The following is an 892-nucleotide window of genomic DNA, read 5'->3' as shown; positions in this document are numbered from 1 at the left end:
TGCAAATACCAGTTGGAGCTGTAAAGCATTCGTTTCGTATTATCATTAAAAGGAGTGAGGTTATTTTATGAGTACTGGTGTGTGGGTTGCAATCGCCGTTGCAATTGCTGCTGCCATAGGTTTCTTCGGAAAAAAGAAAAGAAATTAATGCAATTCCGTTAAAGGTGCCTATTATTAACGAAGAACGGTGGTTCCGAATTAATCGCCAATGACAAGAACTTGATCCCATTCCCGATTTTCACAAGAACTTGATCTCATTCCCGACAGATGGGTTCTGGAGTGAATGAGGTGGATATAGAAATATATGGAAAGGATACTATGATTGAACTAAAGTGCAGGATACTTACAATTAAAGGAAGACTAAGTTTGTATAAAGAAATATAATAGAGACGAAAACGGTAAATGAACAAGGTCTAGGAGTGATGGAACATGTCTGTACCAGATGTAGAAGCAAAAATAACTTTTTTGAAAAATGGCGTAAGAACAAGACCTGTGTTCTCAGGTTATCGTCCTAACCATCTGGTCACTGACAATTACCTAACAAGTGGAGCACACCATTATTACGAGAAAGACATTGTTGAAATGGGGGAGACTGTACTGGGTACGATAACCTTCATTTCTCCAGAAGCTTATCCAAATACTCTGTGGGTTGGTAAAATAATAAATATTCAAGAAGCATCTAGAATTGTAGGCTATGCAGAGATTACTAAGGTCTTCAATTTGCAATTATTAAAACATTAATAGCCGAGTAAACAAATGATTACGCTAACGAAAACTATAGCTCAATAGACATCAGGAGAAGGCTGCCGACAGCATGAAACAAACAAATGATTACGCTAACGAAAACTATAGCTCAATAGACATCAGGAGAAGGCTGCCGACAGCATGAAAC

1 protein-coding gene is annotated in these 892 nt (G+C 37.9%); it reads left to right on the top strand.

Annotation, left to right across the window (positions count from 1 at the left end; all coding sequences use genetic code 11):
- Nucleotides 1-429: 429 nt before the first annotated feature.
- A complete protein-coding gene (locus AC1DUA_RS39290; protein WP_477504832.1) occupies nucleotides 430-741 on the top strand; it encodes a hypothetical protein in 312 nt (103 codons plus the stop codon).
- Nucleotides 742-892: the final 151 nt, after the last annotated feature.

Source organism: Paenibacillus sp. 01T422, from assembly GCF_056398785.1.
This window is presented reverse-complemented; position numbering and strand designations above follow the sequence as displayed.

Bases quoted from the DNA above. Each gene is read 5' to 3' on its own strand.
- AC1DUA_RS39290 (WP_477504832.1), top strand. From the start codon at position 430: ATGTCTGTACCAGATGTAGAAGCAAAAATAACTTTTTTGAAAAATGGC.